General features: G+C 65.8%; 24 protein-coding genes and 1 pseudogene. 9 read left to right on the forward strand and 16 right to left on the reverse strand.

The genetic code is table 11. From position 1 onward, the window contains the following. Positions 1 to 77: 77 nt before the first annotated feature. Both KVY00_RS08440 and KVY00_RS08445 read right to left on the reverse strand, forming a co-directional pair. Entirely contained in the window at positions 78 to 1,220 is a 1,143-nt protein-coding gene (locus KVY00_RS08440; protein WP_255572562.1) for a PLP-dependent cysteine synthase family protein, read from the reverse strand. 156 nt (positions 1,221 to 1,376) lie between these two features. Beyond that, positions 1,377 to 2,306, reverse strand: coding sequence for a LysR family transcriptional regulator (locus KVY00_RS08445; RefSeq protein ID WP_223042553.1), 930 nt, complete (start codon positions 2,304 to 2,306; stop codon positions 1,377 to 1,379). A gap of 255 nt (positions 2,307 to 2,561) precedes the next feature. On the opposite strand from KVY00_RS08445, the gene KVY00_RS08450 reads away from it, so the two are divergent. Genes KVY00_RS08450 through KVY00_RS08460 form a run of 3 tightly spaced genes read left to right on the forward strand, consistent with a single transcriptional unit; the run spans position 2,562 to position 5,626 of the window. After that, on the forward strand, positions 2,562 to 3,890 hold the full coding sequence (locus tag KVY00_RS08450; RefSeq protein WP_223042554.1) for an MFS transporter: 1,329 nt from the start codon (positions 2,562 to 2,564) through the stop codon (positions 3,888 to 3,890). After that, positions 3,887 to 4,375, forward strand: coding sequence for a RidA family protein (locus tag KVY00_RS08455; RefSeq protein ID WP_223042555.1), 489 nt, complete (start codon positions 3,887 to 3,889; stop codon positions 4,373 to 4,375). Before KVY00_RS08450 ends, KVY00_RS08455 begins: the two co-directional genes overlap by 4 nt. A 48-nt stretch (positions 4,376 to 4,423) precedes the next feature. Further along, positions 4,424 to 5,626, forward strand: coding sequence for an amidohydrolase family protein (locus KVY00_RS08460; RefSeq protein WP_223042556.1), 1,203 nt, complete (start codon positions 4,424 to 4,426; stop codon positions 5,624 to 5,626). A gap of 205 nt (positions 5,627 to 5,831) precedes the next feature. Here the strand turns inward: KVY00_RS08460 and KVY00_RS08465 are convergent. The 9 genes and pseudogenes from KVY00_RS08465 to KVY00_RS08505 all read right to left on the reverse strand — a co-directional run bounded on the left by KVY00_RS08465 (position 5,832) and on the right by KVY00_RS08505 (position 14,395). Beyond that, positions 5,832 to 7,080, reverse strand: a pseudogene (locus KVY00_RS08465) (IS256 family transposase). A 103-nt stretch (positions 7,081 to 7,183) separates the two neighbouring features. Then, positions 7,184 to 7,573, reverse strand: a complete 390-nt coding sequence (locus KVY00_RS08470; protein WP_223042557.1) for a hypothetical protein — start codon at positions 7,571 to 7,573, stop codon at positions 7,184 to 7,186. A 364-nt stretch (positions 7,574 to 7,937) separates the two neighbouring features. Further along, positions 7,938 to 8,906, reverse strand: coding sequence for a class 1b ribonucleoside-diphosphate reductase subunit beta (gene nrdF / locus KVY00_RS08475; protein WP_223042558.1), 969 nt, complete (start codon positions 8,904 to 8,906; stop codon positions 7,938 to 7,940). Between the two features lie 53 nt (positions 8,907 to 8,959). Continuing rightward, positions 8,960 to 11,065, reverse strand: a complete 2,106-nt coding sequence (gene nrdE, locus KVY00_RS08480; RefSeq protein WP_223045245.1) for a class 1b ribonucleoside-diphosphate reductase subunit alpha — start codon at positions 11,063 to 11,065, stop codon at positions 8,960 to 8,962. Between the two features lie 62 nt (positions 11,066 to 11,127). Continuing rightward, the gene (nrdI, locus tag KVY00_RS08485; RefSeq protein WP_223042559.1) at positions 11,128 to 11,529 is read right to left on the reverse strand and encodes a class Ib ribonucleoside-diphosphate reductase assembly flavoprotein NrdI; all 402 of its coding nucleotides are present in this window, start codon (positions 11,527 to 11,529) and stop codon (positions 11,128 to 11,130) included. A gap of 159 nt (positions 11,530 to 11,688) precedes the next feature. Then, complete coding sequence (gene nrdH, locus KVY00_RS08490; protein WP_024356182.1) at positions 11,689 to 11,922, reverse strand: glutaredoxin-like protein NrdH; 234 nt, start codon at positions 11,920 to 11,922, stop codon at positions 11,689 to 11,691. A 307-nt stretch (positions 11,923 to 12,229) separates the two neighbouring features. Beyond that, entirely contained in the window at positions 12,230 to 12,616 is a 387-nt protein-coding gene (locus KVY00_RS08495; protein WP_223042560.1) for a hypothetical protein, read from the reverse strand. Positions 12,617 to 12,713: 97 nt separating this feature from the next. After that, positions 12,714 to 13,172, reverse strand: a complete 459-nt coding sequence (gene rlmH, locus KVY00_RS08500; protein ID WP_223042561.1) for a 23S rRNA (pseudouridine(1915)-N(3))-methyltransferase RlmH — start codon at positions 13,170 to 13,172, stop codon at positions 12,714 to 12,716. Next, positions 13,169 to 14,395 carry a pyridoxal phosphate-dependent aminotransferase gene (locus KVY00_RS08505; RefSeq protein WP_223042562.1) on the reverse strand — a complete coding sequence of 409 codons (1,227 nt, stop codon included), beginning with the start codon at positions 14,393 to 14,395 and terminating at the stop codon, positions 13,169 to 13,171. The genes rlmH and KVY00_RS08505 overlap by 4 nt, the downstream gene beginning before the upstream one ends. A 147-nt stretch (positions 14,396 to 14,542) precedes the next feature. Here KVY00_RS08505 and KVY00_RS08510 point away from each other — a divergent pair, with 147 nt between their 5' ends. Next, a complete protein-coding gene (locus KVY00_RS08510; protein WP_394358284.1) occupies positions 14,543 to 15,031 on the forward strand; it encodes a GNAT family N-acetyltransferase in 489 nt (162 codons plus the stop codon). A 22-nt stretch (positions 15,032 to 15,053) separates the two neighbouring features. On the opposite strand, the gene KVY00_RS08515 is transcribed toward KVY00_RS08510, so the two are convergent. Continuing rightward, positions 15,054 to 16,925, reverse strand: coding sequence for an ABC transporter ATP-binding protein (locus KVY00_RS08515; RefSeq protein ID WP_394358242.1), 1,872 nt, complete (start codon positions 16,923 to 16,925; stop codon positions 15,054 to 15,056). A 198-nt stretch (positions 16,926 to 17,123) separates the two neighbouring features. Between KVY00_RS08515 and KVY00_RS08520 the strand changes: the two genes are divergently transcribed. Further along, positions 17,124 to 17,441, forward strand: coding sequence for a helix-turn-helix domain-containing protein (locus tag KVY00_RS08520; protein WP_223042564.1), 318 nt, complete (start codon positions 17,124 to 17,126; stop codon positions 17,439 to 17,441). 132 nt (positions 17,442 to 17,573) lie between these two features. Here the strand turns inward: KVY00_RS08520 and KVY00_RS08525 are convergent, their stop codons facing one another. Together KVY00_RS08525 and KVY00_RS08530 are read right to left on the reverse strand one after the other, a co-directional pair. Continuing rightward, positions 17,574 to 17,879, reverse strand: a complete 306-nt coding sequence (locus KVY00_RS08525; protein WP_223042565.1) for a thiamine-binding protein — start codon at positions 17,877 to 17,879, stop codon at positions 17,574 to 17,576. After that, complete coding sequence (locus KVY00_RS08530; protein WP_255572854.1) at positions 17,876 to 19,327, reverse strand: DHA2 family efflux MFS transporter permease subunit; 1,452 nt, start codon at positions 19,325 to 19,327, stop codon at positions 17,876 to 17,878. The genes KVY00_RS08525 and KVY00_RS08530 overlap by 4 nt, the downstream gene beginning before the upstream one ends. A 131-nt stretch (positions 19,328 to 19,458) precedes the next feature. Between KVY00_RS08530 and KVY00_RS08535 the strand changes: the two genes are divergently transcribed. Further along, on the forward strand, positions 19,459 to 20,310 hold the full coding sequence (locus KVY00_RS08535; RefSeq protein WP_223042567.1) for an aldo/keto reductase: 852 nt from the start codon (positions 19,459 to 19,461) through the stop codon (positions 20,308 to 20,310). An 11-nt stretch (positions 20,311 to 20,321) separates the two neighbouring features. Here the strand turns inward: KVY00_RS08535 and KVY00_RS08540 are convergent, their stop codons facing one another. Both KVY00_RS08540 and KVY00_RS08545 read right to left on the reverse strand, forming a co-directional pair. After that, the gene (locus KVY00_RS08540; protein WP_223042568.1) at positions 20,322 to 21,449 is read right to left on the reverse strand and encodes an ABC transporter permease; all 1,128 of its coding nucleotides are present in this window, start codon (positions 21,447 to 21,449) and stop codon (positions 20,322 to 20,324) included. Next, positions 21,446 to 22,351 (reverse strand): ABC transporter ATP-binding protein, encoded by a 906-nt coding sequence (locus tag KVY00_RS08545; protein ID WP_223042569.1) that lies wholly within the window; start codon positions 22,349 to 22,351, stop codon positions 21,446 to 21,448. The genes KVY00_RS08540 and KVY00_RS08545 overlap by 4 nt, the downstream gene beginning before the upstream one ends. 132 nt (positions 22,352 to 22,483) lie before the next feature. Between KVY00_RS08545 and KVY00_RS08550 the strand changes: the two genes are divergently transcribed. From KVY00_RS08550 to KVY00_RS08560, 3 genes are all read left to right on the forward strand, one after another. Next, a complete protein-coding gene (locus KVY00_RS08550; protein WP_223042570.1) occupies positions 22,484 to 23,830 on the forward strand; it encodes a sensor histidine kinase in 1,347 nt (448 codons plus the stop codon). Then, the gene (locus KVY00_RS08555) at positions 23,827 to 24,561 is read left to right on the forward strand and encodes a response regulator (RefSeq protein ID WP_223042571.1); all 735 of its coding nucleotides are present in this window, start codon (positions 23,827 to 23,829) and stop codon (positions 24,559 to 24,561) included. Before KVY00_RS08550 ends, KVY00_RS08555 begins: the two co-directional genes overlap by 4 nt. A gap of 161 nt (positions 24,562 to 24,722) precedes the next feature. Continuing rightward, positions 24,723 to 25,403 (forward strand): FadR/GntR family transcriptional regulator, encoded by a 681-nt coding sequence (locus KVY00_RS08560; RefSeq protein WP_223042572.1) that lies wholly within the window; start codon positions 24,723 to 24,725, stop codon positions 25,401 to 25,403. The last annotated feature ends 37 nt before the right edge of the window (positions 25,404 to 25,440 follow it).

The raw sequence follows: 25,440 nt of genomic DNA on the forward strand, positions 1-25,440 counted from the left end.
CTGGCGATAGAACGCTGGAGGCATGATCCAGGAGCCTCGCCCTCTCACTCGAATCGGCGCTTAACGCTGGTTTATGTTCATTCCGCTGCTGAAACCGTGCAATCGCTTGTGTCCGTTCGTTTCAGCTGACCCGCGCCCTCAAACTCCGTAAGCATGGACGCGTAGGTTCTGACATCGATTCCTTGCGTGGTGAGCCAGTCATCGTTGTAGTAAGTGGAGACGTACCGGTCACCGGAATCGCAAATGAGTGTGACGAGGCTGGTAGCTTCTCCGGATTGTTCGAGTTCTTGTGCGAGGAGTAGCGTTCCCCAAAGGTTCGTCCCAGTTGAGGCGCCAACGCGTCGCCCGAGGAGCCGGGAGAACCAGCGCATTGTCGCGATGGAAGCGGCATCCGGAACGTGGATCATGCGGTCGATGAGTTCGGGGTAGAAGGAAGGCTCGACCTGCGTGCGTCCGATTCCCTCGATGCGAGACGGCGTAGTCGTTCGCACGGACCGGTCATTCTGTCGCCATCCTTCAAAGAAGGCTGAGCCATCCGGGTCGACCACAGCTACACGTGTGTCATACCCACGATAGCGCGCGTGGCGCGCGAAGCAGGTGCTCGTACCGCCCGTGCCGGCACCCACGACGACCCAGCTGGGAACGGGGTTCTCCGAGAGCCGGAGCTGTTCATGCACTTCTTCGGCAATGTTGGCGGTGCGCCAGTCGGTTGCGGTGGCTGCATTCGTGAATTGATCTATGAAGTACCCGCCGCACTCTGTCGCGAGACGCTGTGCCTCCGTGGTAACGGCTGACGCCTCTTCCACGGTGTGGCAGCGGCCCCCGTAATGCTCGATCATTCGGAGCTTCTCTGCGCTTGTATGCGCTGGTACGACAGCTATGAAGGGGAGGCCTATGAGCGCAGCGAAGTACGCTTCACTCACGGCGGTCGAGCCGCTCGACGCCTCGATGATGACCGTGTCGGGGCCGATCTCACCGTTGCAGAGCGCCTGAACGAAGAGGGATCGAGCGAGGCGATGCTTCAGGCTTCCGGTGACGTGCACCGACTCGTCCTTGGCATAGACGGTGACGTTGCGAAACTGGGGGAGTGGCAGCTTTATCAGCGGCGTTCTTACGCTCTGCTGTGTCTCGGCTTCGATCCGTCGTAGGGCTTCACGCGTCCATGCTCGATGTGTGTTCGTTCGGGGAGCATCCATCTCGACAAGCTGCAGTGCCTTCATAACTCAGATCAATTCCTTCGGGGTGGGGGCGCAGGCATCACCAGCCCGCAAATCGGTGGGCTGTGCAGCGAACCTCGCGGTCAGCCCTTGTTACCGATTCTGCCTACCTTTGGGCAAAGTGCAAGCAATGATTAATGCGTCAAATCAAAGAAATGCTTATGTTTCTGCACCTTGAGAAAGACGCTCTGCAGCCCACTGCAGAGAGGAGATCAAGTGCTGGACGGCCGGTGATGAAGCATTCGATCGCAGAAAGGTGGCTGTAACGAGTCTGACCCGCTCGGGGGACACTTGGCGGGTTCTGAGTCGGGGGAGCTTCACCACTGACTGCACCATGCGTGGCATGAGGGCGAGTCCCAGCCCCGAAACGACATAGCTCTGGACGGCGAGGTTGTCGTCAGTGGCGATATCGACCTTCGGGTTGAACCCTTCTGCGGCGCAGGCGTCTATGAACGCCTGACGGCACCTCACGCATCCAGCGATCCATCTTTCGCTGCTGAGTTCGCTGAGGGAGATCTTCTGCCTGCGGGTGAGTGAGTGGGAGTCGTTCATGAAGAGCAGGAGCGGCTCCGAAAGAAGCGGCACGGTTATCGTGTCATGATCTTCGCTTTGGTGCTCTTCCGGTGTTGACCCGTCGGCGTAGTGGAACGAAATCACTACGTCGTAGATACCCTGGCTGAGTCCGTTAAGAGATTCCGGAGGCTCCGCCTCGAAGAGCTCAATCTCGATCCCCAGCTGCGCGGAGCGCAAATGTGAGATCGCCGGAGGCAAGAGCGCTGCGTTTGCGCTCGGAAACGCACATACGCGCACTGAGCCGCGACGTAGTCGGGTCACGGCGTTGACACGCTCCTGGGCAGACTGCAGCGCGGCCAAAAGTACGGGGGCTTGTTCCGCGAGGGTTTCGCCTTCGTTGGTGAGTTGCAATGTGCGACCCGCCCGTACGAACAGTGCGGCTCCCAGCCGGTCCTCCAAGGCCCGGATCTGTTGGCTGATCCCCGGTTGCGTGTACCCGAGGGACCTGGCGGCAGCGGCGAAGGTGCCCTCGCGCACGACTGCGTCGAAAGTGATCAGTTGCTGCACGTCGAACATGTCCATAAGTATAAGAATTCTTTTGAGATAGGCAATATTTCCTCTCTTGCTGTTTGATATATGGGTCTGTGAAAGTTGAAGTGGTCGACCTTCAGGAACAAGCGACCTCCCGACGGTTCGCGCATGCTGATGCGTCGAGCGCGTGATGGGAGGAGCGGACTCAAAGGAGAGAAAGCGTATGTGTAATTTGGGATCGAGCGCGCGCCGCAGACTTGGGCCGCAGAACAAACCTCTAGCCGGAGGGCGAGACGCCTCATGAGCGAACAGGATATTCAGCAAAGCTCACGGTCTCAGCGCCTTCGCGCGGTCGGGGGTAGCGTGGTCGGCACAGCGCTGGAATGGTACGACTTCTTCCTCTACGGAACCGCTGCAGCACTGGTGTTCAACCAGCTCTTCTTCCCCTCGGTCGACCCGCTCACTGGCACCTTGCTCGCCTTCGGTAGCTTCGCCGTCGGGTTCATCGCAAGGCCCGTCGGCGCGGTGGTATTCGGCAACTACGGTGACCGGATTGGTCGCAAGAAGGTGCTGGTGATCACCTTGATCATCATGGGTATTGCCACCGTGCTGATCGGCCTGGTGCCGACCTATGAGACTCTGGGTATTTTCGCCCCCATTCTGCTCACCGTCCTCCGATTCGCGCAGGGGTTCGGTCTTGGTGGCGAGTGGGGCGGAGCCGTCCTGATGTCGCTCGAACATGGCGACCCCAAACGTCGAGGTCTCTCCGCGAGCTGGCCGCAAATCGGAGTCCCACTCGGACTCTTGCTGGCAAATGGCGTGCTTGCGGTCATGACTGCGATCACCACGGATGAGCAGTTCATGGCGTGGGGATGGCGAGTGCCGTTCCTTCTTAGTATTTTGCTCGTCGGGATCGGGATGTGGATCCGCCTGCACGTGACAGAGTCGCCCGAGTTCGAGAAGGTCGCTACGAGCGGTATCCGGGTGAAGCTCCCGATCGTGGAGGTACTTCGCACGCAGCGGCGTGAACTCCTGATCTCCACCGGCGCACGTATCGGCACCGATGTTGCGTTCTACATCTACGTCCTGTTTATCGTCACGTATTTGACGCAAATGGTCAGCATGGATCAGTCCATCGCACTCCTCGCCGTCCTCGTTAGCGCGGCAGCCATGCTGCTTTTCATTCCAGCATTCGGAGCGTTGTCGGACCGTGTCGGACGTCGCCCTGTGTATCTGGCAGGTGCGGTGGGCGCGCTCGTCTGGGTGTTTGCATTCTTCCCGCTGCTTGATACCCAGAACGTGCCATTGATTCTGCTCGCAGACTTTATCGGAATGCTGTGCTGGGCAGCCATGTACGGTCCGCTCGCGGCATTTACCACCGAACTTTTCCCAGCCCAGGTGCGCTACTCGGGTGCATCGCTCGGATACCAGCTGGCGGGGATTCTCGGTGGTGCGTTTGCTCCCATCATCGCGGTCGCGCTGTACGGCAGGTTCCAGAGCTGGGTAGCAATCGCTATCTACGTGAGCGCGATGCTGCTGATCACTATCATTTCTGTCGCAGTCGCGCGGGAGTCGGCAGGAAAGAACCCCACTACCCCAACTTCGGCGATTATGGAGGACCGACCTTGACCCAGCTCACTCACCTAGAGATTAGCCAGAAGCTCGAAACCTTCGGGTATCCGCTACCCGAAGTGCAGGCTCCTCTCGCAGCCTATACACCTGCGCTTCAAGCGGGTAACTTCGTGTTCACCTCAGGCCAGCTGCCCCTCGTTGACGGCGTCCTCGAAGCGACTGGAAAGGTCGGGGCAGGGGGGATCGATCCCGAGCAGGCTGCGAGGCTTGCCGCGCGATGCGCTGTGAACGCTCTTGCGGCACTTGTCAGCGCCATCGGAGACCTGGGCCGTGTGAAGCGCGTAGCAAAACTTGTCGGCTTCGTGGCAAGTGACCCGTCGTTTACCGAGCAATCTCTGGTGATCGATGGAGCAAGTCGGCTCCTGCACGATGTGCTCGGCGAAGCAGGCGTGCACGCACGATCTGCGGTCGGCGTGGCAACCTTGCCGAAGGACAGTCCGGTCGAGGTAGAGCTGATCGTCGAACTGCACGACGAAATATAAGAACCTGCTGGCAGCCACGACGAATACAAGAAAAAGGAGTATAGGAATATGTGGGATGAGAGCTATGAGGCGGGCCACTTCGGCCCGCAACACGGACGACTGCTGATCCGAAACCTTCGCGGTGTCGTCACGGGGCGCCTTGGAGACCAGGTGCGCGAGGTCGAAACGGTGCTGATCGAAAACGGTCGCATTATCGAGTTCGGGGGAGCGGCGGACGCTGCCGACGTGGTGGTCGATGCGCAGGGAGCGGTAGCGATCCCAGGTCTCTTTGACACTCACACCCATTTCGCGATCGGGGACTTCAATCCCAAGCAGAACGCAATCGGATTCATCGAGAGCTATATGCACGGTGGTGTGACCTCCATGATGTCGGCGGGTGAGGTGCATTTCCCCGGGCGGCCCATGGATCGGGACGGCGTGAAGGCGGTTGCGGTCGCCGCAGCACGATCGTTTGAACTGAACCGACCCGGCGGCGTCAGAATCCATGGTGGTTCCCTGATGACGGGTCCGTACATGGAGGAATCTGACTACGCTGAGCTCGCGGCAATGGGTATTTGGCTGATGAAGGTCGGTTTCGGCGGCTTTGACAAGCCCAAAGACGCTGTGCCGCATGTGCGGTGGGCGCAGGAAGCAGGCTTCCTCGTGATGTCACACTCGGGAGGGGCTTCGTCAGTGCCGGGCATCGCGCCGATCACCGTTGACGATCTGCTTGCCATGGACCCTGACATTGCAGGACACATCAACGGTGGCACGACAAGTCTCCCCGATGCGGACGTGGAGCGGCTCGTCAAGGAGTCCCGCGCAGCGCTGCAGCTCGTCCAGGCGGGGAACCTCTCAGCAAGTCTCAAGATCCGCGAGCTCGCCGCCGAGAATGACGGCCTTTCACGCATCATTCTCGGATCGGATACCCCGTCAGGCACGGGAGTTATGCCCATGGCCATCATCAAGACGATCGCCGAGCTCTCCTCGATTGGCCGCATCGATCCGACCGAAGTGATCGCTTACGCCACCGGAAACGCCGGCCGCGTGCTCCGCCGAGAGGAGGGCATCCTCGAAGAGGGGCGTCCCGCAGACCTGGTGCTGCTGCAGGAGCCGACCGGAGGTTCGCAGGACCACCCGCTGAAGTCCATCGCTCGTGGCGACATCCCCGGTATCGCAGGAGTCATCATCGACGGGCAAATTCGCGCCCAGCGCAGCCGCAACTCGCCGGCGCCCTCCCGCCTGATCACGGTGCGCTCTTCGGCCGCATAGAGAAACCTCCAAGGATGCGCTGCGCCCAAGCGCCCTTGGTGGACAATGGGGCGTACAGGCTAGAGCCTGTACGCCCCATTTGTGTTAGAGAAGGAGATAGATCGTGCTTCTTAAATCCTCCTCGCATAAGTACTCATGCGACATCGGACGGTCAAGCCCCGTGAGGTGGTGTAGCGGTCGGTGATCCTTCTGCTGGTGATGTTGGTTAGGCGCTGAGTTCGAGGACGGGGTGGGTCACCTCCTCGATGCTGGTGTCGGCGACGAGGGTGAGTCGGGACTTCGCGAGGATGTCGAGTCCGAGGTAACGGCGTCCTTCGGCCCATTCGTCGGTCTGCTCGGCGAGGACGGCGCCGACGAGGCGGATGATCGCGTCCCGGTTGGGGAAGATCCCGACGGAGTCGGTGCGTCGGCGGATCTCGCGGTTGAGGCGCTCGTTGGGGTTGTTGGACCAGATCTGCTGCCAGAGCCCCTCGGGGAACCCGGTGAACGCGAGGATGTCCGCCCGGGCGGTGTCGAGGTGCTCGAACGCCTCGGGCAGTTTCCCGTCGACGTAGTCCAGCAGTCGGTCGAACTGGGCGTTGACGGCGTCGGCGTCGGGTTGATCGTAGACAGAGTGGAGCATCGCTTTCACTGCTGACCACATGGTTTTCGGCGTCACGCTCATGAGGTTCGCGGCGTAATGGGTTCTGCATCGTTGCCAGACCGCGCCGGGCAGGTTCGCCGCGATCGCCTCTACCAGGCCCTGGTGGGCGTCGGAGGTGACCAGGCGCACCCCGCCGAGGCCGCGGGCGACGAGGTCGGCGAAGAACGAGTTCCAGGCCGCTCCCGTCTCACTCGTCGCCACTCGCAGGCCCAGGACCTCGCGGCGGCCATCGGCGTTGACGCCGGTCGCGATCAGCACGACCGCATTGATGACCCGGCCGCCTTCGCGGACCTTCATCGTGAGCGCGTCGGCGGCGACGAACGTGAACGGCCCGGCGTCGTCGAGCGGGCGGTGCCGGAACTGATCGACGTGCTCGTCGAGATCCGCCGCCATCCGCGAGACCTGCGACTTCGACAGGGAGTGGATCCCGAGGGTCTTCACGAGCTTGTCCATCCGGCGAGTCGAGACGCCAGCGAGATAGCAATCCGCGACCACCGTGATCAGCGCCGTCTCCGCTCGTTTACGCCGCTCCAGCAGCCACTCCGGGAAGTACGTGCCCTGCCGCAGCTTCGGGATCGCGACATCGATCGTGCCGACACGGGTGTCCAGGTCGCGGTGCCGGTACCCGTTTCGCTGCGCGGTGCGGTCCGGTGAGGGCTTGCCCCATTCCGCGCCGACCACGGCGTCCGCATCCGCGGACAGCAGCGCGTTGATCATCGTCTGCAGCAGGTTTGCGCATCAGATCGGGCGACGCGTCGAGAAGGGCTTCAGCGAGCACGCTCGCAGGGTCGAGAATACGAGGAGCGGTCATCGTGATGATGCCTTTCGAGTGGGGTGTGAGAGTTTCCTCGAAGGATCACACGGTGACCGCGCCCACGTTCACGACGAGGCCGGCCACCGCGGGCTACACCACTTTATGGGGCACTACTGCGAACGGTTCCAGCAGCCCGCAGCTTGCCTCGCTTGTTCCGCCGAGTACGGATCATCTCCAGCCACTTGTTGGCGTACTCGGTGAAGCCGATCGAACGTGCTTCTTCCGCTGCCGCCTCGGCCCGGCGCCGGGCGGCGGTCACGGATGGTGGTTCCCACGATCCACGCGCGATTTGCGTGTGGACGCTGGCGAGCCACTCACGGGCGTCGGTCTTGGTGAGGAAGGTGAGCGGCTTGTCATCGTCGGTACGAGCCGTGTACATCTCTCCATCAGGTCCGGGATATCGCGCCTGCCAGCGCCCCGAGGGGAGCTTCCGCAGGCTCCCCCACCCTTCGCGTCTCGATGATCCGCCCCGCCAGTTCTTGTCGTTCATGATGCCCTCCAACTGCCTGGAGCGGACTCGAATCGCCGGTCATGCCATTGCGTGCCACAGAGCGCCAAAGCATCGTAGATACCCTTGTTGATCTGGGCTTTCTCCAAGTCAGCGCGTTGCGCCATGGCACGATCTGGCACGGCTCGGGTGGCGAGCCGAAGGCGCTTTCCCCTCGGCGGGCCACTCCGCTCTCGCTGACGAGGTGCCCTCGTGCCTCCCCCGTGCCATACCGAACGGGTACTGATGTTCATTTCCGACCTCCTGTGTCCATTGGGAGGTGGTACGAAAAAGGGCCCGGAACTGCAGTTTCCTGCGATTCCGGGCCCTCATCAGCCCTTTCGGGCTACAGGCTCAAACTGAACTCCTAGAAGTCCCAGTCCTCGTCTTCGGTGGCGACGGCCTTGCCGATCACGTAGCTCGATCCCGAGCCCGAGAAGAAGTCGTGGTTCTCATCCGCGTTCGGCGACAGCGACGACAGGATCGCCGGGTTGACGTCCGTCATCTCCTTGGGGAACATCGGCTCGTAGCCGAGATTCATGAGCGCCTTGTTCGCGTTGTAGTGCAGGAACTTCTTGACGTCCTCGGTGAGCCCGACGGGGTCGTAGAGGTCGGCGGTGTACTTGACCTCGTTCTCGTAGAGGTCGTAGAGCAGCGAGAACGTGTAGTCCTTGAGCTCCTGGCGGCGCTCCTCGGTCTCGTTCTCAAGCCCCTTCTGGAACTTGTAGCCGATGTAGTAGCCGTGCACGGCCTCGTCGCGGATGATGAGGCGGATCAGGTCTGCCGTGTTGGTCAGCTTGGCGTGCGAGGACCAGTACATTGGCAGGTAGAAGCCCGAGTAGAACAGGAACGACTCGAGCAGCGTCGACGCGACCTTGCGCTTCAGGGGATCGTCGCCCTCGTAGTAATCGACGATGATCTGAGCCTTCTTCTGCAGGTTCGGGTTCTCGACCGACCAGCGGAAGGCGTCGTCGATCTCCTTCGTCGAGCACAGCGTCGAGAAGATCGACGAGTAGCTCTTCGCGTGCACCGACTCCATGAAGGCGATATTGGTGTACACCGCTTCTTCGTGCGGGGTGATCGCATCGGGGATCAGCGAGACCGCACCCACGGTGCCCTGGATGGTGTCGAGCAGGGTGAGGCCGGTGAACACGCGCATGGTGAGCAGCTTCTCGGCGTCGGTGAGCGTCGCCCACGACTGCACGTCGTTCGACAGCGGCACCTTCTCGGGCAGCCAGAAGTTGTTCACGAGACGGTTCCAGACCTCGAGGTCCTTGTCGTCCTCGATGCGGTTCCAGTTGATCGCCTGCACCACGTGGCCCAGCTTGAAGTTCATCGGGTTCTTTCCTACTCCGGTGGATTCAGTAAAAATCGGCTCTGATCAGAGTGTCACAGCATGCAGCTGACGCACTCGGACATGTCGGTGCCCTCGAGCGCGAGCTGACGCAGGCGGATGTAGTAGATCGTCTTGATGCCCTTGCGCCATGCGTAGATCTGCGCCTTGTTGATGTCGCGAGTCGTCGCGGTGTCCTTGAAGAACAGCGTCAGCGACAGCCCCTGGTCGACGTGCTGCGTCGCAGCGGCGTACGTGTCGATGATCTTCTCGGGGCCGATCTCGTAGGCGTCCTCGTAGTACTCGAGGTTGTCGTTCGTGAGGAACGGCGCCGGGTAGTACACGCGACCCAGCTTGCCCTCCTTGCGGATCTCGATCTTCGAGGCGATCGGGTGGATCGACGAGGTCGAATTGTTGATGTACGAGATCGAGCCGGTGGGCGGCACAGCCTGGAGGTTCTGGTTGTACAGACCGTGCTCCATGACCTTCGCCTTGAGCTCGCGCCAGTCCTGCTGCGTGGGGATCGCGATGTTCGCGTTCGCGAACAGCTCGCGCACCCGCTCGGTCGCGGGCTCCCACACCTGCTCGGTGTACTTGTCGAAGAACTCGCCCGAGGCGTACTTCGAGTCGGCGAAGCCGTCGAAGCTCGTGCCGCGCTCGCGCGCGATCGTGTTCGACGCTTGCAGGGCGTGGAAGAGGATCGTGTAGAAGTAGATGTTCGTGAAGTCGATGCCCTCTTCGCTGCCGTAGTGCACGCGCTCGCGCGCCAGGTAGCCGTGCAGGTTCATCTGGCCGAGGCCGATGGCGTGGGACTTCTCGTTGCCGTCCTCGACCGAGCGCACCGACGAGATGTGGCTCATATCGCTCACCGCGGTGAGCGCGCGGATCGACAGCTCGACGCTCTTGCCGAAGTGCTCGCCGTCCATCATCATGGCGATGTTCATCGAGCCCAGGTTGCAGCTGATGTCCTTGCCGATCGCGTCGTAGCTGAGATCTTCGTTGTAGGTGGTCGGGGTGTTGACCTGCAGGATCTCGGAGCAGAGGTTCGACATATTGATGCGGCCCTTGATCGGGTTGGCCCGGTTCACCGTGTCCTCGAACACGATGTAGGGGTACCCCGACTCGAACTGCAGCTCGGCGATGGTCTGGAAGAAGTGACGGGCACTGATCTTGGTCTTCTTGATGCGGGCATCGTCGACCATCTCGTAGTACTTCTCGGAGAGCGCGATGTCGCCGAAGGGCACGCCGTAGATGCGCTCGACGTCGTAGGGCGAGAACAGGTACATGTCCTCGTTCTTCTTGGCGAGCTCGAAGGTGATGTCGGGCACGACCACACCCAGCGAGAGCGTCTTGATGCGGATCTTCTCGTCGGCGTTCTCGCGCTTGGTGTCGAGGAACTTCATGATGTCGGGGTGGTGGGCCGACAGGTAGACGGCGCCGGCGCCCTGGCGCGCGCCGAGCTGATTCGCGTAGCTGAAGCTGTCTTCGAGCAGCTTCATCACGGGGATGATGCCCGAAGACTGGTTCTCGATCTTCTTGATCGGAGCACCGGCCTCGCGGATGTTCGACAGGGAGAGCGCGACGCCGCCGCCGCGCTTCGAGAGCTGCAGCGAGGAGTTGATGCCGCGGGAGATCGACTCCATGTTGTCTTCGATGCGCAGCAGGAAGCACGACACCAGCTCGCCGCGCTGCGCCTTGCCCAGGTTCAGGAAGGTGGGCGTCGCCGGCTGGAAACGACCGGAGATGATCTCGCGCACGTACCCTCGGGCGAGCTCCTCGTCGCCCTGGGCGAGGCCGAGCGCGACCATCACCACACGGTCCTCGAAGCGCTCGAGGTAGCGCTTGCCGTCGAACGTCTTGAGGGCGTAGGAGGTGAAGAACTTGAAAGCGCCGAGGAACGTCGGGAAGCGGAACTTCATGGCGAACGCCTCGTCGCGCAGCTTCTCGATGAAGTCGAACGAGTACTGCTCGATGAGCTCGCGCTCGTAGTAGTCGTTGTCGAGCAGGTAGCGCATGCGCTCTTCGAAGTTGTGGAAGAACACCATGTTCTGGTTGACGTGCTGCAGGAAGTACTGGCGCGCGGCCTCGCGATCCTTGTCGAACTGGATCTTGCCGTCGGCGTCGTACAGGTTGAGCATCGCGTTCAGCGAGTGGTAATCCATGTCGCTGATCTTCGACGACTCGTGGCCGGCCTCGATCACGGCGCTCGCTGCGTCAGCGGCTGTTACTGCAGAGCCCAAAACTGTTCCAATCCTTCTTGGACGGCTGTGACGTCGTCCGGGGTTCCAAAGAGTTCGAATCGATAGAGGAAGGGCACCTGGCACTTCCGGGCGATGATGTCGCCCGCGATCCCGTAGGCCTCACCGAAGTTGGTGTTGCCGGCCGCCATCACACCGCGCAGCAGCTTGCGATTGCGCTCGTCGTTCAGAAAGCGGATCACCTGCTTGGGCACGGCCCGCGTCTCGGGCCCGCCGCCGTAAGTGGGAACGAGCAGCACATACGGCTCGGAGACCACGAGCGGCTCCTCGCGCGGGTACAGGGGAATGCGCAGAGCCGGGCGATCGAGCTTCTGGACGAAACGATGCGTGTTGCCCGAGACGCTGGAGAAGTACACCAGGTCGGTCATGTTCTCCACCTCCGAGCGATCCCCCGGGCCCCTCGGCCCCTCGCTGCTGAACCGCTGCGGCGGGCCGAGCCCCCGGGCTCCACCCGCCGCAGCGGTTCGAAATGATGACAGTGCGTCGGGCGCACGATGAACGCATCACCAGGCCCGATCCCGAGTCGCTTACGCGAGGCGCCCGGCGAGCTCCGAGATCTTGTCGGGGCGGAAGCCCGACCAGTGCTCGTCGTCGGTCACCACCACGGGAGCCTGGAGGTAGCCGAGCTCCTTCACCGTTTCCAGCGCCGCCTCGTCCTGCGAGAGGTCGAGCACGTCGTACTCGATCCCCTTGCTGTCGAGCGCCCGATAGGTCGCCGTGCACTGCACGCACGACGGCTTGGTGTACACCGTGATGGCCATTTCACGCCCCTCTTTCAAAAGTCACGCGCCCCGCCCGGGGCACTACATATAGTGAACCACACCTGCACCGACCACAAGATGCAGTAGTTACAACGCTGTAGTTTTCCACTTTATTTCCACCGCCGCCGGGCGCCGCTTGGGGAGAACTTTCGGCGGAGTTCCGCGTCTCTCACGGGGTTATCCACAGGTCGATCGGCCCGAAAAATTTTTCCCCCACACCCGCTCCCCGGCGTGTCGCCAGCACCACCCCGTCAGCACCTCCAAGGCGGCACGAAACACCCTCGATACTCGCCCGGCGGGCCCCGGTTCAGAGTGCGATCGGCCACAGCAGCTCCCTCCCGTCGGGCTGGAACCAGCGCAGCACGAGCATCGCGTCGGACGCCTCCGAGGCCCGCGATCCGCCTCGCCCGCGCACCACCACCCGCAGTCGCTCCTCCGGATACACCGTGCGCGGCAGCGACAGCCCCAGCATGCCGTCGCCCGCGAGCGCGAATCGCACCGAGTGCAGCGGCCCTTCACCGCAGTGCTCGACCTCGATCACCCCCGCAGCCGACCTGCCCACCACGCGCCAGGGCACCGGCACGGGGCCACCGCCCTCGTGCCTGGCCGGCTGTGTCTCCTCCGCACGCCGGCTCGGCAGGAGACGCCCGCGAGGGGGCGATTGCAGCCGGGTGGTGAGACGGAAGGGGTTCATGCCCTCACGCTAAACCGCACCACTGACATTGTGAGTGGTCTGACCGAGGGCCGCGTCCACCCGCCCAGCACCACGCACCGACGCGCAACCGGCCCGTCTACACGTGGTGATACGGCCGTCCGGCCGAGATCTCCTGCGCCCGGTACAGCTGCTCGGCGAGGATCAGACGCACGAGCTGGTGCGGGAATACCAGCTTCGACAGGCTCCACACGAAGTCGGCGCGCTCGCGCACGCGATCCGCCACCCCGTACGCGCCCCCGATGACCACCGTCACCGCCCGACCCGCGTCGAATGCTCCCTGCAGCTTCGAGGCGAGCACCGGCGACTCCACATTGCGCCCGCGCTCGTCGAGCAGCACCAGGTAGGCGTCGCGATCCACCTTCGCGAGAATGCGCTCGGATTCCTCCGCGCGAGCGGCATCCCCCTCGCGGGAGGAGTGCGGCAGCAGCTGCCATCTCGCGTCGAACGGCTTGCGCAGACGCTTCTCGTAGCGGTCGATACCCTCGGCGACCCACGACTCGTGGCGTTTTCCGACGGCGAGGATCCTGATCGTCACCCCGCCCGCCTCGTCTCGAGATACTCCGCGATGCGCCCGATCGCCTCGGTCAGCACCGGCACCGACGGCAGCGTCACGAATCGCAGATGATCCGTCGTGGGCAGGTTGAAGCCTCGCCCGTTCGTCACGAGCACCCGAGTCGCGCGCAGCAGATCGATCACGAACGCCTGGTCGTCGTCGATCCGGTAGACCTCGGGATCGAGCCTCGGAAACAGGTACATCGCTCCCCCGGGCCGCTCGCAGGTCACCCCGGGGATCTCCGCGAGCAGCCGATGCGCCGTATCGCGCTGCTCCCGCAATCGCCCGCGGGGGGCGCACAGCTCCGTGATGCCCGACCAGTTCGACTCGGCCGCGAGCGCCACCGGGATCGCGTACTGCGCGGGCACGCTCGCGCACATCCGCATGTTGGCGAGCAGGGTGAGACCCTCGAGGAAGTCCCGCGCGAGCGAGCGATCCCCCGACACGGCCATCCACCCCGAGCGGTAACCGGCCACCCGCTGCGCCTTCGACAGCCCGCTGAACGTGAGGCAGAGCGTCTCTCGCACGTGCAGCGCCGCATGCTCGTGCACCGCGCCGTCGTAGAGGATGCGCTCGTAGATCTCGTCGGCCATGAGCACGAGGCCGTGGCGCTCGGCGAGCTGCGCGAACCCCCGCACCAGCCCCGCCGAATAGACGGCGCCGGTCGGGTTGTTGGGATTGATGAGCACGATGCCCTTGGTGCGCGGCGTGATGAGCCGCTCGATCGCCTCGAGATCGGGCATCCACCCGTTCGACTCGTCACAGGGGTAGTGCACGGCGAGGCCGCCCGAGAGGGTGACCTGGGCTGTCCAGAGCGGGTAGTCCGGCGCGGGGACGAGCACCTCGTCACCGTCGTCGACCAGCGCCTGCAGCACGAGGGAGATCATCTCGCTCACACCGTTGCCGATGAACACATCATCCGGCCCGACGCCGGCGACGCCCTCCTCGGTGTAGTAGCGGGCGACGGCCTCGCGGGCAGCCGGGATGCCCCGCGAGTCGCTGTACCCCTGGGCGGAGGGCAGGATCCGGCGCAGCTCGTCGACGATCTCGGGGGGAGCCTCGAAACCGAACGGAGCGGGATTGCCGATGTTGAGCTTGAGGATCCGATGCCCCTCTCGCTCGAGGCGTTCCGCCTCCTGCAGGATCGGCCCGCGCACGTCGTAACGCACACCAGTGAGCTTGCTGGACTGGGTGATGAGGCGCACCCGGCCATTATCCCACCCGAACAGTGTGCGATTTTACAGGTCCCCTAGCTCGCAAAACAGCAGAAAGCGACACGCCGTGCGCCGAGGTCCGCAGATTCTGCGATCCGAGAGCGCCCGGCCCCCGCGTGCGCTTCGCACCACCATGCCCTGCGGCCCCGTCGCTCCGGGGATACTGGAAGCATGACGATAACAGCGAAGATCGAGACGGCTTCGCCGCAGGATGTGCCGCAGATCGTCGCACTCGTGCGGGCCGCTTACACGCCCTACATCTCACGCATAGGGCGGGAACCCGCCCCGATGACCGCGGACTACACCACCGCGGTCGACGAGGGCAGAGTGCTGGTGGCCCGGATCGACGGAGGGATCGCGGGGGTGCTCGTGACGGAGGCTCACTCCGACCACCTGCTCATCGAGAACGTCGCCGTCGCCCCGCAGGCTCAGGGGCTCGGGATCGGAGCCGCACTCCTGGATCGCGCCGACGACGAGGCCCGCTCCCTGAAGCTCCCGGAGACCCGGCTCTACACGAACGCGAAGATGACGGAGAATCTCGAGTACTACCCGCGGCGCGGCTACCGCGAGACCGGCAGACGCAGGGAGAACGGATTCGACCGGGTCTACTTCGTGCGCCCCGTGTAGGGTCGGCGCCCCGGTGCTCGCCTCAGCTCTGCTGCGCGTAGAGCTCCGCGTAGGGCCCACCGCGCGCGAGCAGTTCACGGTGCGTGCCCTGCTCGAGAATGCGGCCGCCACCCACCACGTAGATGCGATCGGCGTCGACGACGGTCGAGAGGCGGTGCGCGATGGCGATGGTGGTGCGGCCGCTGCGCGCGCCCTCCAGGGCACGCTGCACGATGCGCTCGTTCACGGTGTCGAGCGCGCTCGTGGCCTCGTCGAGCACGAGCACGCGCGGGTTCTTGAGCAGCACGCGGGCGATCGCGATCCGCTGCTTCTCACCGCCCGACAGTCGATAGCCCCGCTCCCCCACCACCGTCTCGTAGCCGTCGGCAAAGGTCGTGATGGTGTCGTGGATGTTGGCGAGCCTCGCCGCGGCCTCCAGCTCCTGCTGCGAGGCGTCGGGCTTCGCGTAGCGGAGGTTCGCCGCGATCGACGCGTGGAACAGATACGGCTCCTGCGTCACCACGCCGATGCGGTCGACCAGCGCTTCGTGGCGCAGCTCTCTCACGTCGTCTCCCGCGTAGCGCACGGTGCCGGAGGTCGCGTCGTAGAGGCGCGGGATCAACGAGCCGATCGTCGTCTTGCCCGATCCCGATGCCCCGACGAACGCCACGAATTCACCGGGCCGCACCTCGAACGATACCCGGTCGAGCGTCGGGCGCTCCTGCCCGCCCGCGTCGGGGTAGCGGAACGAGACACTCTCGAACTCCACCCGGCCCGCCATGCCGGGCGCCTCGGAGGGCTCCCGCGCGTCGGGAGCATCGGTGATCGCCGGCTCGAGATCGAGGTACTCGAAGATGCGGGCGAAGAGCGCACGCGAGGTCTGCAGATCGAGTGCGATGCGCAGCAGCGCCATGAGCGGGAAGAGCAGCCGCGACTGCACCGTGGTGAACGCGACGATGGTGCCCGCGGTGATACCGGGGTCGAAGCCCTCTCCCTGGCCCCTCGCGATGATCCACCCGGAGACCAGGTACACGATCGCGGGCACCGCCGAGAGGAACACCTGCACGAGCGCGAAGAACACCTGCCCGCTCATCGTCTGCCGCACCTGCAGACCGATCTGCCTGCTGTTCTCGGCGGCGTAGCGCTCGGTCTCGGCTCGCTGCCGCGAGTAGGTCTTGGCGAGCAGCACGCCCGACACCGAGAGCGCCTCCTGTGTGATCGCCGTCATCTCGGACAGGGATTCCTGGGTGCGGCCCGCGATCCGTGCCCGCACCTGCCCCACCCGACGCTGCGCAATGACCAGGACCGGCATCAGCACGACCGCGATGAGGGTGAGCTGCCAGCTGAGCAGCAGCATGGCGACCGCGGCCGCGACTACGGTGACCGTGTTGCCGATGATGTTGCCCACCGTGTTGGTGAGCACGTTCGCCACGCCGCCGACGTCGTTCTGCAGGCGGGACTGGATCACGCCGGTCTTGGTGCGGGTGAAGAAGCCGAGCTCCATCGATTGCAGGTGCGCGAACAGCCGCACCCGCAGGTCGCCCATCACCCGGTTGCCGACCCGCGCCGTGAAGAGGGTCTGCACGATGCCGAGGCCCGACGACAGCACGAACGCCGCCACCATACCCGCGACGAGCCACGAGAGCACCCCCAGGTTCGGCTCACCGTTCGGCGGGAACAGTCCCTCGTCGAAGACGCGCTGCGTGAGGAGGGGCGGCAGGATCCCGAGCGCGGCCGAGATCAGCACGAGCGAGACGATCACCGACAGCTGCCAGCGATACGGCCTGAAGAGTGCCGCGATGCGCGGGCCGAGGTTCGGGATCGCGGGGGCGGCCTCGTTGAGTTCGCGCTGGCGCGCGGCGTCGCCTGACGAGACGCGCGATCCGCGCGCTACCGGTCCACCGCTCATGCTCATGGTTCGGAGATTACCCGGAACCGCCGACATTCATGCGGCGCGTCCGCTCACGGCGCAGTCCCCGAACGCCCGGCCGGCATGCGTGCGGTTCGCGCTCGAGCCGGCCCGTGCGCCGATCAAGAACTTTGCGCACTAGATGTTCTCACCCTGTGCGAGCAAGCTCTGGTGCACGATGCATGAGACGAGCACGCTGGATCGGTGCCAACTATCCACTCGGAAGCCGCTCTCAAGATCGGTCGCCGCATCCGCGAGATCCGCCAGCGTCTCGGCATCTCACTCGAGGATCTCGGCGAGCTCTCCGAGATCAGCTGGACCAGCATCGGCAAGATCGAACGCGGCGTCTCCAGCCCCACGGCCGAGACCCTCGTGCGCCTCGCCACCGCCCTCGAAGTCGACCCGGGCACCTTCCTCTCCGGCATCACCGCGGACGACTACGGCCGCCGCTCGCACCAGCTCTCGGCCCGCGACCTCATCCGCGCGAGAACCGAGCAGGGGGCGCGCCGCCGCAAGGCCTGAGCCTGCTGCAAGGCCTGACGCCGGCGCACGCCCTGAGCCTGCCGCAAGGCCTGACGTCGGCGCACGCCGACACCGCCACATCAGTCCGACGCCGCGGGCTCCCGATACCGCGACAGGCTCACGCCCGTGCGATCAGGCGCCCTCGATCGCGCGCTCCAGGCGCTCGAGCTTCCCGTCGAGCTCACCCTCGAAGCCGGGGCGGATGTCAGCCTTGATCACGAGCGAGACGCGCGAGCCGAAGGGCAGCACCGCCTCCGTGGCGCGTTTGACGACGTCGAAGACCTCGTCCCAATCTCCCTCGATCTCGGTGAACATGCTGCTCGTGCGGTGCGGGAGCCCCGACGCTCGCACCACCTTCACGGCCTCGGCTACGGCATCGGACACCGAGGCGTCGGCCTTGCCGGTGCCGCTCGGTGCGACGGAGAATGCGACGATCATGCGTGATCCTTCCTTTCTGATTCAACGGAGCGAGCCGGGCGCCGCGCGAACAGCAGGGCGATGAGCGCGCCGACCAGGATGACACCCATGGGCATGAGGATCGACTCGGCCATCGCTGCGGAGAAGCCCTCGTGGAGCGCCTCCGGGAGCGCGCCCGATCCGCCGCCTTCGGCCCCGGCCCCGCCGGCGGCATCGGCGACCTCCGAGCCCAGCTGGGCCGCGATCCGCGACCCCATGAACGCGGCCATCGCCGCGGAGCCGAGCACCGCGCCTACCTGGCGGCTCGTGTTGTAGACACCCGATCCCGCTCCTGCGAGATGGCGTGCGAGACCGAACGTGGTGATCGACGCGAGCGGCCCCCACATGAAGGCGTTGCCGAAGCCGAGCACGGCACTCGGGATCAGCAGCAGCCAGAGCGGCACGTCGGGCCGCGACATGAAGTAGTAGCACACGAGCCCCGCGGCCACGAGCAGCAGACCGAGCACCGGCAGACGGCGCGGATCGCGGTTGTCGATCAGCAGCCCGACCGGGCGCGCGAGCAGGATCGACAGCACGGCCATCGGCACCATCATGAGCGCCGACTGCGTGGGGGTGAGCCCGCGCACGAGCTGCAGATAGAACATGAGCGGGAGCGACATGCCGGTGACCGCGAAACCCACGGTCACGATCACGGCCGACCCGACCGAGAAGTTTCGGTCGCGGAAGATCTGCAGCGGAATCAGCGGCTCGCCCTTCTGCACCCGCTGCCACACCACGAACAGCGCCAGCACGACCGCGCCCGCGATGATGAGGCTCCAGACCGTGATCGGGCCCCAGATCGTGCCCCATTCGAAGCTCTCGCCCTCCTGGATACCGAACACCAGCAGGAACATGCCCACGGCGCTGAGCAGTACGCCCAGCCAGTCGAAGCGGTGCGCGTTCGTCGGCAGCACCGGCACGAAGCGCAGCGCGCACACGAAGGCGATCACGCCGACCGGCACGTTGATGAAGAAGATCCACTCCCAACCCCAGGCGTCGACGAGGAAACCGCCGAGGATCGGACCCACCAGCGTGGCCACACCCGCGGTGACGCCCCAGACCGCCATCGCCGAGCCGCGTTCCCGCGGCGGGAAGATGCGCGTGATCACCGACATGGTCTGCGGAGTCATGAGCGACGCCCCGAGCCCCTGGAAGACCCGGGCCGCGATGAGGGTCTCGACTCCGGAGGCGAGGCCGCAGGCCAGCGACGAGAGCGTGAAGATCAAGAGGCCGACGAGGTAGACGCGGCGCGGGCCGAAGCGGTCGCCGAGGCGGCCGGTGATGAGCAGGGGCACCGCGTAGGCCAGCAGATAGGCGCTCGTCGCCCACAGCGTCGCCACCATCGTGGTGTCGAGACCGCGCATGATGGACGGGTTCGCGACCGACACGATCGTCGTGTCCACGAGGATCATGAAGAAGCCGATGACCATCGACCAGAGGGCGGGCCACGGCCTGATATCGGGTTGCCGCGAGGGCTGTTCGATGCTCACCAGGCAAGCCTACTCCGGGCCTCCGACACTCACCCCTGGGCACGGCGGCCGACCTTCGATAGCGTCGAGGCATGACTGCTGCAGGCGCCCCCCTTCCCGCTTCACCGATCCCGATCGCTCCCGGCGTGGAGATGCCCCAGCTCGGCTACGGCCTCTACAAGGTGCCCGCCGAGGATGCCGAGCATCTCGTCGGGCTCGCTCTCGCAGCCGGCTACCGGCACCTCGACGGCGCAGCGTTCTACGGCAATGAGGCGGGGGTGGGGCGCGGGATCCGCACCGCACTCGAGTCCGGCCTCTCCCGCGAGGATCTGTTCGTCACCAGCAAGGTGTGGAACACCGAGCAGGGCTACGACCGGACGCTGCGCGCGTTCGATCGCACCCTCGACGATCTCGGGCTCGAACAGCTCGATCTCTTCCTCATCCACTGGCCGTGCGCGGAGCGCGGACTGTTCATCGAGACCTATCGCGCGCTGGAGCGCCTGCACTCAGAGGGCCGGGTCCGGGCGATCGGCGTGAGCAACTTCCAGATCCCGCACCTGGAGCGACTACTCGACAGCACGGAGACCGTGCCGGCGGTCAACCAGGTCGAGCTGCACCCGTGGCTGCAGCAGAGAGACCTGCGCGAGTTCCACGCCGAGCACGGCATCACCACCGAAGCCTGGTCGCCGCTCGCCCGCGGGCGACTGCTCGACGATCCCGCGCTCCTCGGCCTCGCGCGGGATCGCGGCGTCTCGGTGGCGCAGCTCGTGATCCGCTGGCACCTCCAGATCGGCAACGCGGTGATCCCGAAGGCGAGCAGCGCGGCACGCATCGCCGAGAACGGGGACGTGTTCTCGTTCGAGCTCGACGCCGCGAGCATGGACACGCTTGCGGCCATGGATCGCGGCTTCCGCAGCGGCTCGCACCCCGACGAGGTGAACTGAGAGCCGGCGACCTACCCCTTGATCGCCTCGCTCAGCTTCACCTTCGCCCCGGTGCGCAGGATCGAATTGCTGTAGATGCGGGCGCCGATCCAGAGCACGATCGCGATCGAGACGAGCAGCACGCCGACCGAGAGCAGCGGCTCCCACCACTCGGCGGTGCCGAGGTACAGGCGCATCGGCATGCCGATCGGAGCCGAGAACGGAACGTAGCTCATGATCGCGAGCGCCTGCGGGTTGTCGTTGAAGAAGATGATCGCGAAGTAGGGCAGCATCACCAGCCACATGACCGGGCTCACGGCCGAGGCCACGTCCTCCTGCCGCGACACGAGGGTGGCGAGCGCCGCATACATCGTCGCGAGCAGCACGAAGCCGAACGCGAAGAGCACGCCGAACCAGATGAGGGAGGTGCCGAGCTCGCCGAGCAACAGGTCCTGCCCCGTCGCCAGCATGCCGACCGAGGCCACCGCGACGATGGCGACCACCTGCGCGAGCGCGAGGATGCTGTTGCCGAGGATCTTGCCGGCGAGCATGGTGCGCGCCGAGACCGTGGCGAGCAGGATCTCCACGATGCGGGTCTGCTTCTCCTCGACCACGCTCTGCGCGATCGTCGTGCCGAAGGTGATCGCGCTCATCATGAACACCACACCGAAGGCGACGGCGATGATGTAGGCGAGCCCCGGATTGTCGGTCGTGGGGGCGAGCAGTTCGACCGAGGGCGCCGCCGAGAGGGCGGTGAGCACGTCGCTCGGCGCGCTGTCCTTCGCGAGTACCGTGAGGTCGACCGCGGTGTCCCCACCCGGCACCACGGCCGCGTCGACATCGCCGTCGAGCACCATCTGCTCGGCTGCGGCGCGGTCGGACGCCTGCGTCACCTCGAAGGACTCGCCGTCGAGCGGTTGCAGCACCGAGCTCGCCTCGCCGACGGCCGCGACCTTGGTCGGGCCGCCGAAACCGCCCGAGTTCGCCATGAAACCGCTGAACAGCACCCCGCCGAGCACGAAGAGCAGCAGCACGATGCTCGAGACGACGAATGCCTTGCTGCGCAGTTTGGTGGTGATCTCGCGCTCGGCGACGAGCCAGGCGCCCTGTGCACCGCTCACCCGACGCGCTTCGCTGCGGGACTGGATCTGCGTGGTCATTGCACGACCTCCTTGAAGATCTGGGCCAGCGTCGGGGTGACGGGGCCGAAACGACGGACGACGGACGATGCCGGGTCTTGGCCGACGGCGCGCGTGAGGATCGCCTGGGCCGCGGCGTCGCTGTCGGCGTCGAAGCGGGCGAAGCCGCCGTCGAGGTGGGTGACGGAGACGCCCGGCTGATCCCGAACCCATCCGGCATCCGCCCCGGGGCCCGCGAGCTCGATCTCGAACTCTCGCCCCGAGTGCTCGGCCCGCAGAGACTCCCGTGATCCGGAGGCGAGGATCTTGCCGCCGCCGATCACGACCACGTCGTCGCATAGCCGCTCGACGATGTCGAGCTGATGAGACGAGAACAGCACGGGAGCCCCCTGCGCGGCGTAGTCGCGCAGCACGCCGAGCACCACCTCGACCGCGATCGGGTCGAGCCCGGAGAACGGCTCGTCGAGCACCAGCGCGATGGGCTCGTGCACGAGCGCGGCCGCGATCTGCGCCCGCTGCTGGTTGCCGAGCGAGAGGTTCTCGAGGGTGTCGTCGGCGCGCTCGCCCAGACCGAGCCGCTCGACGAGACCGCTCGCCGAGGCCTTGGCCGCGTGCGCGCTCATGCCGTGCAGCCGCCCGAGATACACGAGCTGCTCGAGCACCTTCATCTTGGGGTATAGGCCCCGCTCCTCCGGCATGTAACCGAAGCGCGCCCGGTCCGCCGCGGTGACGAGCTCGCCGTCGAGCGCCACCGTGCCGCTGTCAGCGGACAGCACGCCCAGGATGATGCGCATCGTGGTGGTCTTGCCCGCGCCGTTACCGCCGACGAAACCGGTCATGCGGCCGCTCTCGACGCCGAAGCTCACGTCGCTGAGCACTCTGCGATCGCCGAAGCTGCGGGAGACGCCTGTGATCTCGATCATCTCGTCTCGCTCCTTTCCTCGTTGACTCCACGCTAGAGGCGACCTCTGACATCGCGCGTCCCCCGCGAGGCGGAAACCGCTCCTCCGGGAGGAGGACGCGCAATGTCGGAGGGTCCCCCTACGCTGGATGGCATGACAGATCTCAGAGGCGCAGAGTGGGTGCGCCCGAAGCCGAGCCCCCGCAGCATGCGCGGCGACCTCGGCCTCGCGGTGCTGCTCGCCTTCGCGGCTCTCACCACCTCGCTGCTCTACCAGCGCACGGGTCTCATCGCCGAGCCGGCCGAGCCGTGGGTGTGGGGGCTCGGCCTCGGGCTCGCCACGCTGCCGCTCTCGCTGCGGCGCCGATATCCCGTCCCCGTCGCCGTGATCGTGTCGGTGGGCTTCTTCATCTGCGGCCAGTTCGCCGTGCCCGAGATCCTCATCGTGAACATCTGCCTCTTCATCGCGCTGTACACCGTCGGCGCTTGGGAGGAACGGCGGGCCCTCGCGGTGTGGGCGAGGATCGCGATCGGCGGGGCGCTCATCCTCTGGCTCGTGCTGTCGCTGATCATCTCCTCCTCAGACACCGACGCCTTCCCGGGCCTGTCTCGCTCGGGCCTGTTCTCGGCCTACGCGACGTTCGCGGTGATCCAGCTCATCACCAACCTCATGTACTTCGGCGGCGCCTACTACTTCGGCGAGCGTTCATGGCGCGCGGCGCGTGCTCAGGCGCGTCTCGAGGCGCAGGGGCGCGAGCTCGAACTCGAGCGTCAGACGAGCGCCGCGCAGGCCGTCGCCCTCGATCGGATCGCGATCGCCCGCGAGTTGCACGACGTCGTGGCGCATCACGTCTCGGTGATGGGCATTCAGGCGGCCGCCGCGAGGCGCAGCATCGAACGGGACCCCGTACGCTCGGCGGCCGCGCTCGAGGTGGTCGAGGAGAGCGCCCACACGGCGGTCGAGGAGCTGCGGCGCCTCGTGCACACGCTGCGCACCCCCGAAGCGGAGACCGGGTCGAGCACCGTGGGCATCGCGCAGCTGGCAACGCTCATCGCCGAGTCGCAGAGCGCGGGCGTGCCCACCACGCTCATCGTCGCCGGGGATCCCCGTCCGCTGCCCATGCTGGTCGACGTCGCGCTGTACCGGGTGGTGCAGGAGGCGCTCACCAATGTGCGCAAGCACGCCGGCCGCGGAGCCACCGCCGACGTGCGGCTGCGTTTCACAGCCGGCACCGTCGAGGTGGAGGTGAGCGATGACGGCGTGCGGCAGCGCGCCGGTGAGCACTCGGAGGGCGCGGGCCTGGGCATCCGAGGCATGCGCGAACGCATCGGCGCCGTCGGCGGGACGGTTCAGGCCGGGCGTCGAGAACCCGCGCTCGGAGCGGGTACGGGCGGCTTCCTCGTGCGGGCGTCGGTGCCCGCTCCCGCCCCAGCCCCCACCCCCGCATATGCGAACAGTGCGCACCCGGCAGAATCAGAAGCAGGAGCGATAGACGCATGATCCGCGTACTGCTCGTCGACGATCAGGCGCTCGTGCGATCAGGTTTTCGGATCATCCTCGAGACGGAGCCGGATATCGAGGTGGTCGGCGAAGCCTCGAACGGGCTCGAGGCGGTCGAGCTCTCGAGGTCGCTCACGCCCGACGTGATCTGCATGGACGTCGAGATGCCCGAGATGAACGGCATCGAGGCATCCCGGCGGATCCTCGGAGACCCGGGCGCCGTCGGCCCGGCCGTACTGATCCTCACCACCTTCGGCCACGAGACCTACCTCTTCGATGCCCTCGCGGCGGGAGTCAGCGGCTTCCTGCTCAAGACCTCGCGCGCCGAGCAGCTCATCGACGCCGTGCGCACGCTGGCTTCGGGTCAGGCACTGCTCGGACCGGACGTCACCCGAGCCGTGATCGAGCGGATCTCGCAGGGCGCGGCGCAGAGCGGCGAAAGCGCGGAGACGTCTGCGCGAAGCGAGGCGGCTGCCCCGGAGAACAGTCAGAGCGGCGGATCACCGTCGGCCCTCGACCGCGCGGGGCTCACCGAGCGGGAGCGCGAGGTGCTGGCGCTCATGGCGGAGGGACGTTCGAACGCGGAGATCGCCGCGGCGCTCTTCCTCGGCGAAGCCACGATCAAGACCCACGTCTCGAACGTGCTGCAGAAACTGGAGGTGCGCGACCGCATCCAGGCCGTCGTGTGGGCGCACACTCGCGGGGGCCCGCAGGCCCACCGGCCCCGGTAGTCGGCGTCGGGTTCCGGTCTAGCCGGTGATTCGCAGGAGATCGGGCGTCGGAGGCCGATGGCTGCCGGTCTCGCGCAACTCACCGGAGTTCGCGCGCTCCGAGCCGGTCCAGCCAGAGACCGAGGCCGCACCGAATCGCGTTACTGCGATAATCGATGACGATGAAAGCGCACGAGGTGGTCATGGAGTGGGTGACCGAGGAGCTGCGGAGCGGGCGGCTCCACATCGGCGACCATCTCCCCGGTGAACGGGCCCTCGCAGAGACGCTGCAGGTCTCACGCAGTTCGCTGCGCGAGGCCCTGCGCGTACTCGAGGCGCTGGGCACGATCCGCACGGCCACGGGCTCCGGCCCACGATCCGGCACCGTCATCACGGCCGTCCCCGAGCAGGCCCTCACGCTCGCCCTCAACCTCCAGCTCGCGACCAGTCAGGTCGAGCATCACCACGTCTACGAGATGCGCCTCCTGCTGGAGTGCTGGGCAGCCGAGCACTCCGATCCCGCCCGCGGCGACTGGGAGCGCGCGGACCGGCTGCTCGAACTGATGGACGATCCGGATCTGCCGGTCGAGGAGTTTCTGCCCCTCGACGCGGAGTTTCACGTGCTCCTGTCGCGCGCGGCCGACAACCCGCTCATCAGCACGCTGATGGACGCCCTGCGCATCTCGATCGCCGACCACACCCTGCAGCGCGCCCAGGCGCTGCCCGACTGGGCGCGCACCGCGGAACGCCTGCGCGCCGAGCACCGCGGCATCCTCGAGAGCCTGCGCGGGGGCGACCGCGACGCGGCCGTCGAGAGGATCCGCTCGCACATCCGCGGCTACTACTTCGAGACCGCCCGCTGAGCCGAGCCCGCGGTCGGCCGCACCCCGCCCGCACCCG

Origin of the sequence: Leucobacter tenebrionis (assembly GCF_019884725.1) — a bacterium.
Classification (GTDB): domain Bacteria; phylum Actinomycetota; class Actinomycetes; order Actinomycetales; family Microbacteriaceae; genus Leucobacter; species Leucobacter tenebrionis.

What these genes read in the sequence shown, in the direction of transcription:
- KVY00_RS08440 (WP_255572562.1), bottom strand. Translation starts at nt 1,220, where the DNA reads ATGAAGGCACTGCAGCTTGTCGAGATGGATGCTCCCCGAACGAACACA.
- KVY00_RS08445 (WP_223042553.1), bottom strand. Translation starts at nt 2,306, where the DNA reads ATGTTCGACGTGCAGCAACTGATCACTTTCGACGCAGTCGTGCGCGAG.
- KVY00_RS08450 (WP_223042554.1), top strand. Translation starts at nt 2,562, where the DNA reads ATGAGCGAACAGGATATTCAGCAAAGCTCACGGTCTCAGCGCCTTCGC.
- KVY00_RS08460 (WP_223042556.1), top strand. Translation starts at nt 4,424, where the DNA reads ATGTGGGATGAGAGCTATGAGGCGGGCCACTTCGGCCCGCAACACGGA.
- KVY00_RS08470 (WP_223042557.1), bottom strand. Translation starts at nt 7,573, where the DNA reads ATGAACGACAAGAACTGGCGGGGCGGATCATCGAGACGCGAAGGGTGG.
- nrdF (WP_223042558.1), bottom strand. Translation starts at nt 8,906, where the DNA reads ATGAACTTCAAGCTGGGCCACGTGGTGCAGGCGATCAACTGGAACCGC.
- nrdE (WP_223045245.1), bottom strand. Translation starts at nt 11,065, where the DNA reads ATGGATTACCACTCGCTGAACGCGATGCTCAACCTGTACGACGCCGAC.
- nrdI (WP_223042559.1), bottom strand. Translation starts at nt 11,529, where the DNA reads ATGACCGACCTGGTGTACTTCTCCAGCGTCTCGGGCAACACGCATCGT.
- nrdH (WP_024356182.1), bottom strand. Translation starts at nt 11,922, where the DNA reads ATGGCCATCACGGTGTACACCAAGCCGTCGTGCGTGCAGTGCACGGCG.
- KVY00_RS08495 (WP_223042560.1), bottom strand. Translation starts at nt 12,616, where the DNA reads ATGAACCCCTTCCGTCTCACCACCCGGCTGCAATCGCCCCCTCGCGGG.
- KVY00_RS08515 (WP_394358242.1), bottom strand. Translation starts at nt 16,925, where the DNA reads ATGAGCATGAGCGGTGGACCGGTAGCGCGCGGATCGCGCGTCTCGTCA.
- KVY00_RS08525 (WP_223042565.1), bottom strand. Translation starts at nt 17,879, where the DNA reads ATGATCGTCGCATTCTCCGTCGCACCGAGCGGCACCGGCAAGGCCGAC.
- KVY00_RS08530 (WP_255572854.1), bottom strand. Translation starts at nt 19,327, where the DNA reads ATGGTCATCGGCTTCTTCATGATCCTCGTGGACACGACGATCGTGTCG.
- KVY00_RS08535 (WP_223042567.1), top strand. Translation starts at nt 19,459, where the DNA reads ATGACTGCTGCAGGCGCCCCCCTTCCCGCTTCACCGATCCCGATCGCT.
- KVY00_RS08540 (WP_223042568.1), bottom strand. Translation starts at nt 21,449, where the DNA reads ATGACCACGCAGATCCAGTCCCGCAGCGAAGCGCGTCGGGTGAGCGGT.
- KVY00_RS08545 (WP_223042569.1), bottom strand. Translation starts at nt 22,351, where the DNA reads ATGATCGAGATCACAGGCGTCTCCCGCAGCTTCGGCGATCGCAGAGTG.
- KVY00_RS08550 (WP_223042570.1), top strand. Translation starts at nt 22,484, where the DNA reads ATGACAGATCTCAGAGGCGCAGAGTGGGTGCGCCCGAAGCCGAGCCCC.
- KVY00_RS08555 (WP_223042571.1), top strand. Translation starts at nt 23,827, where the DNA reads ATGATCCGCGTACTGCTCGTCGACGATCAGGCGCTCGTGCGATCAGGT.
- KVY00_RS08560 (WP_223042572.1), top strand. Translation starts at nt 24,723, where the DNA reads ATGAAAGCGCACGAGGTGGTCATGGAGTGGGTGACCGAGGAGCTGCGG.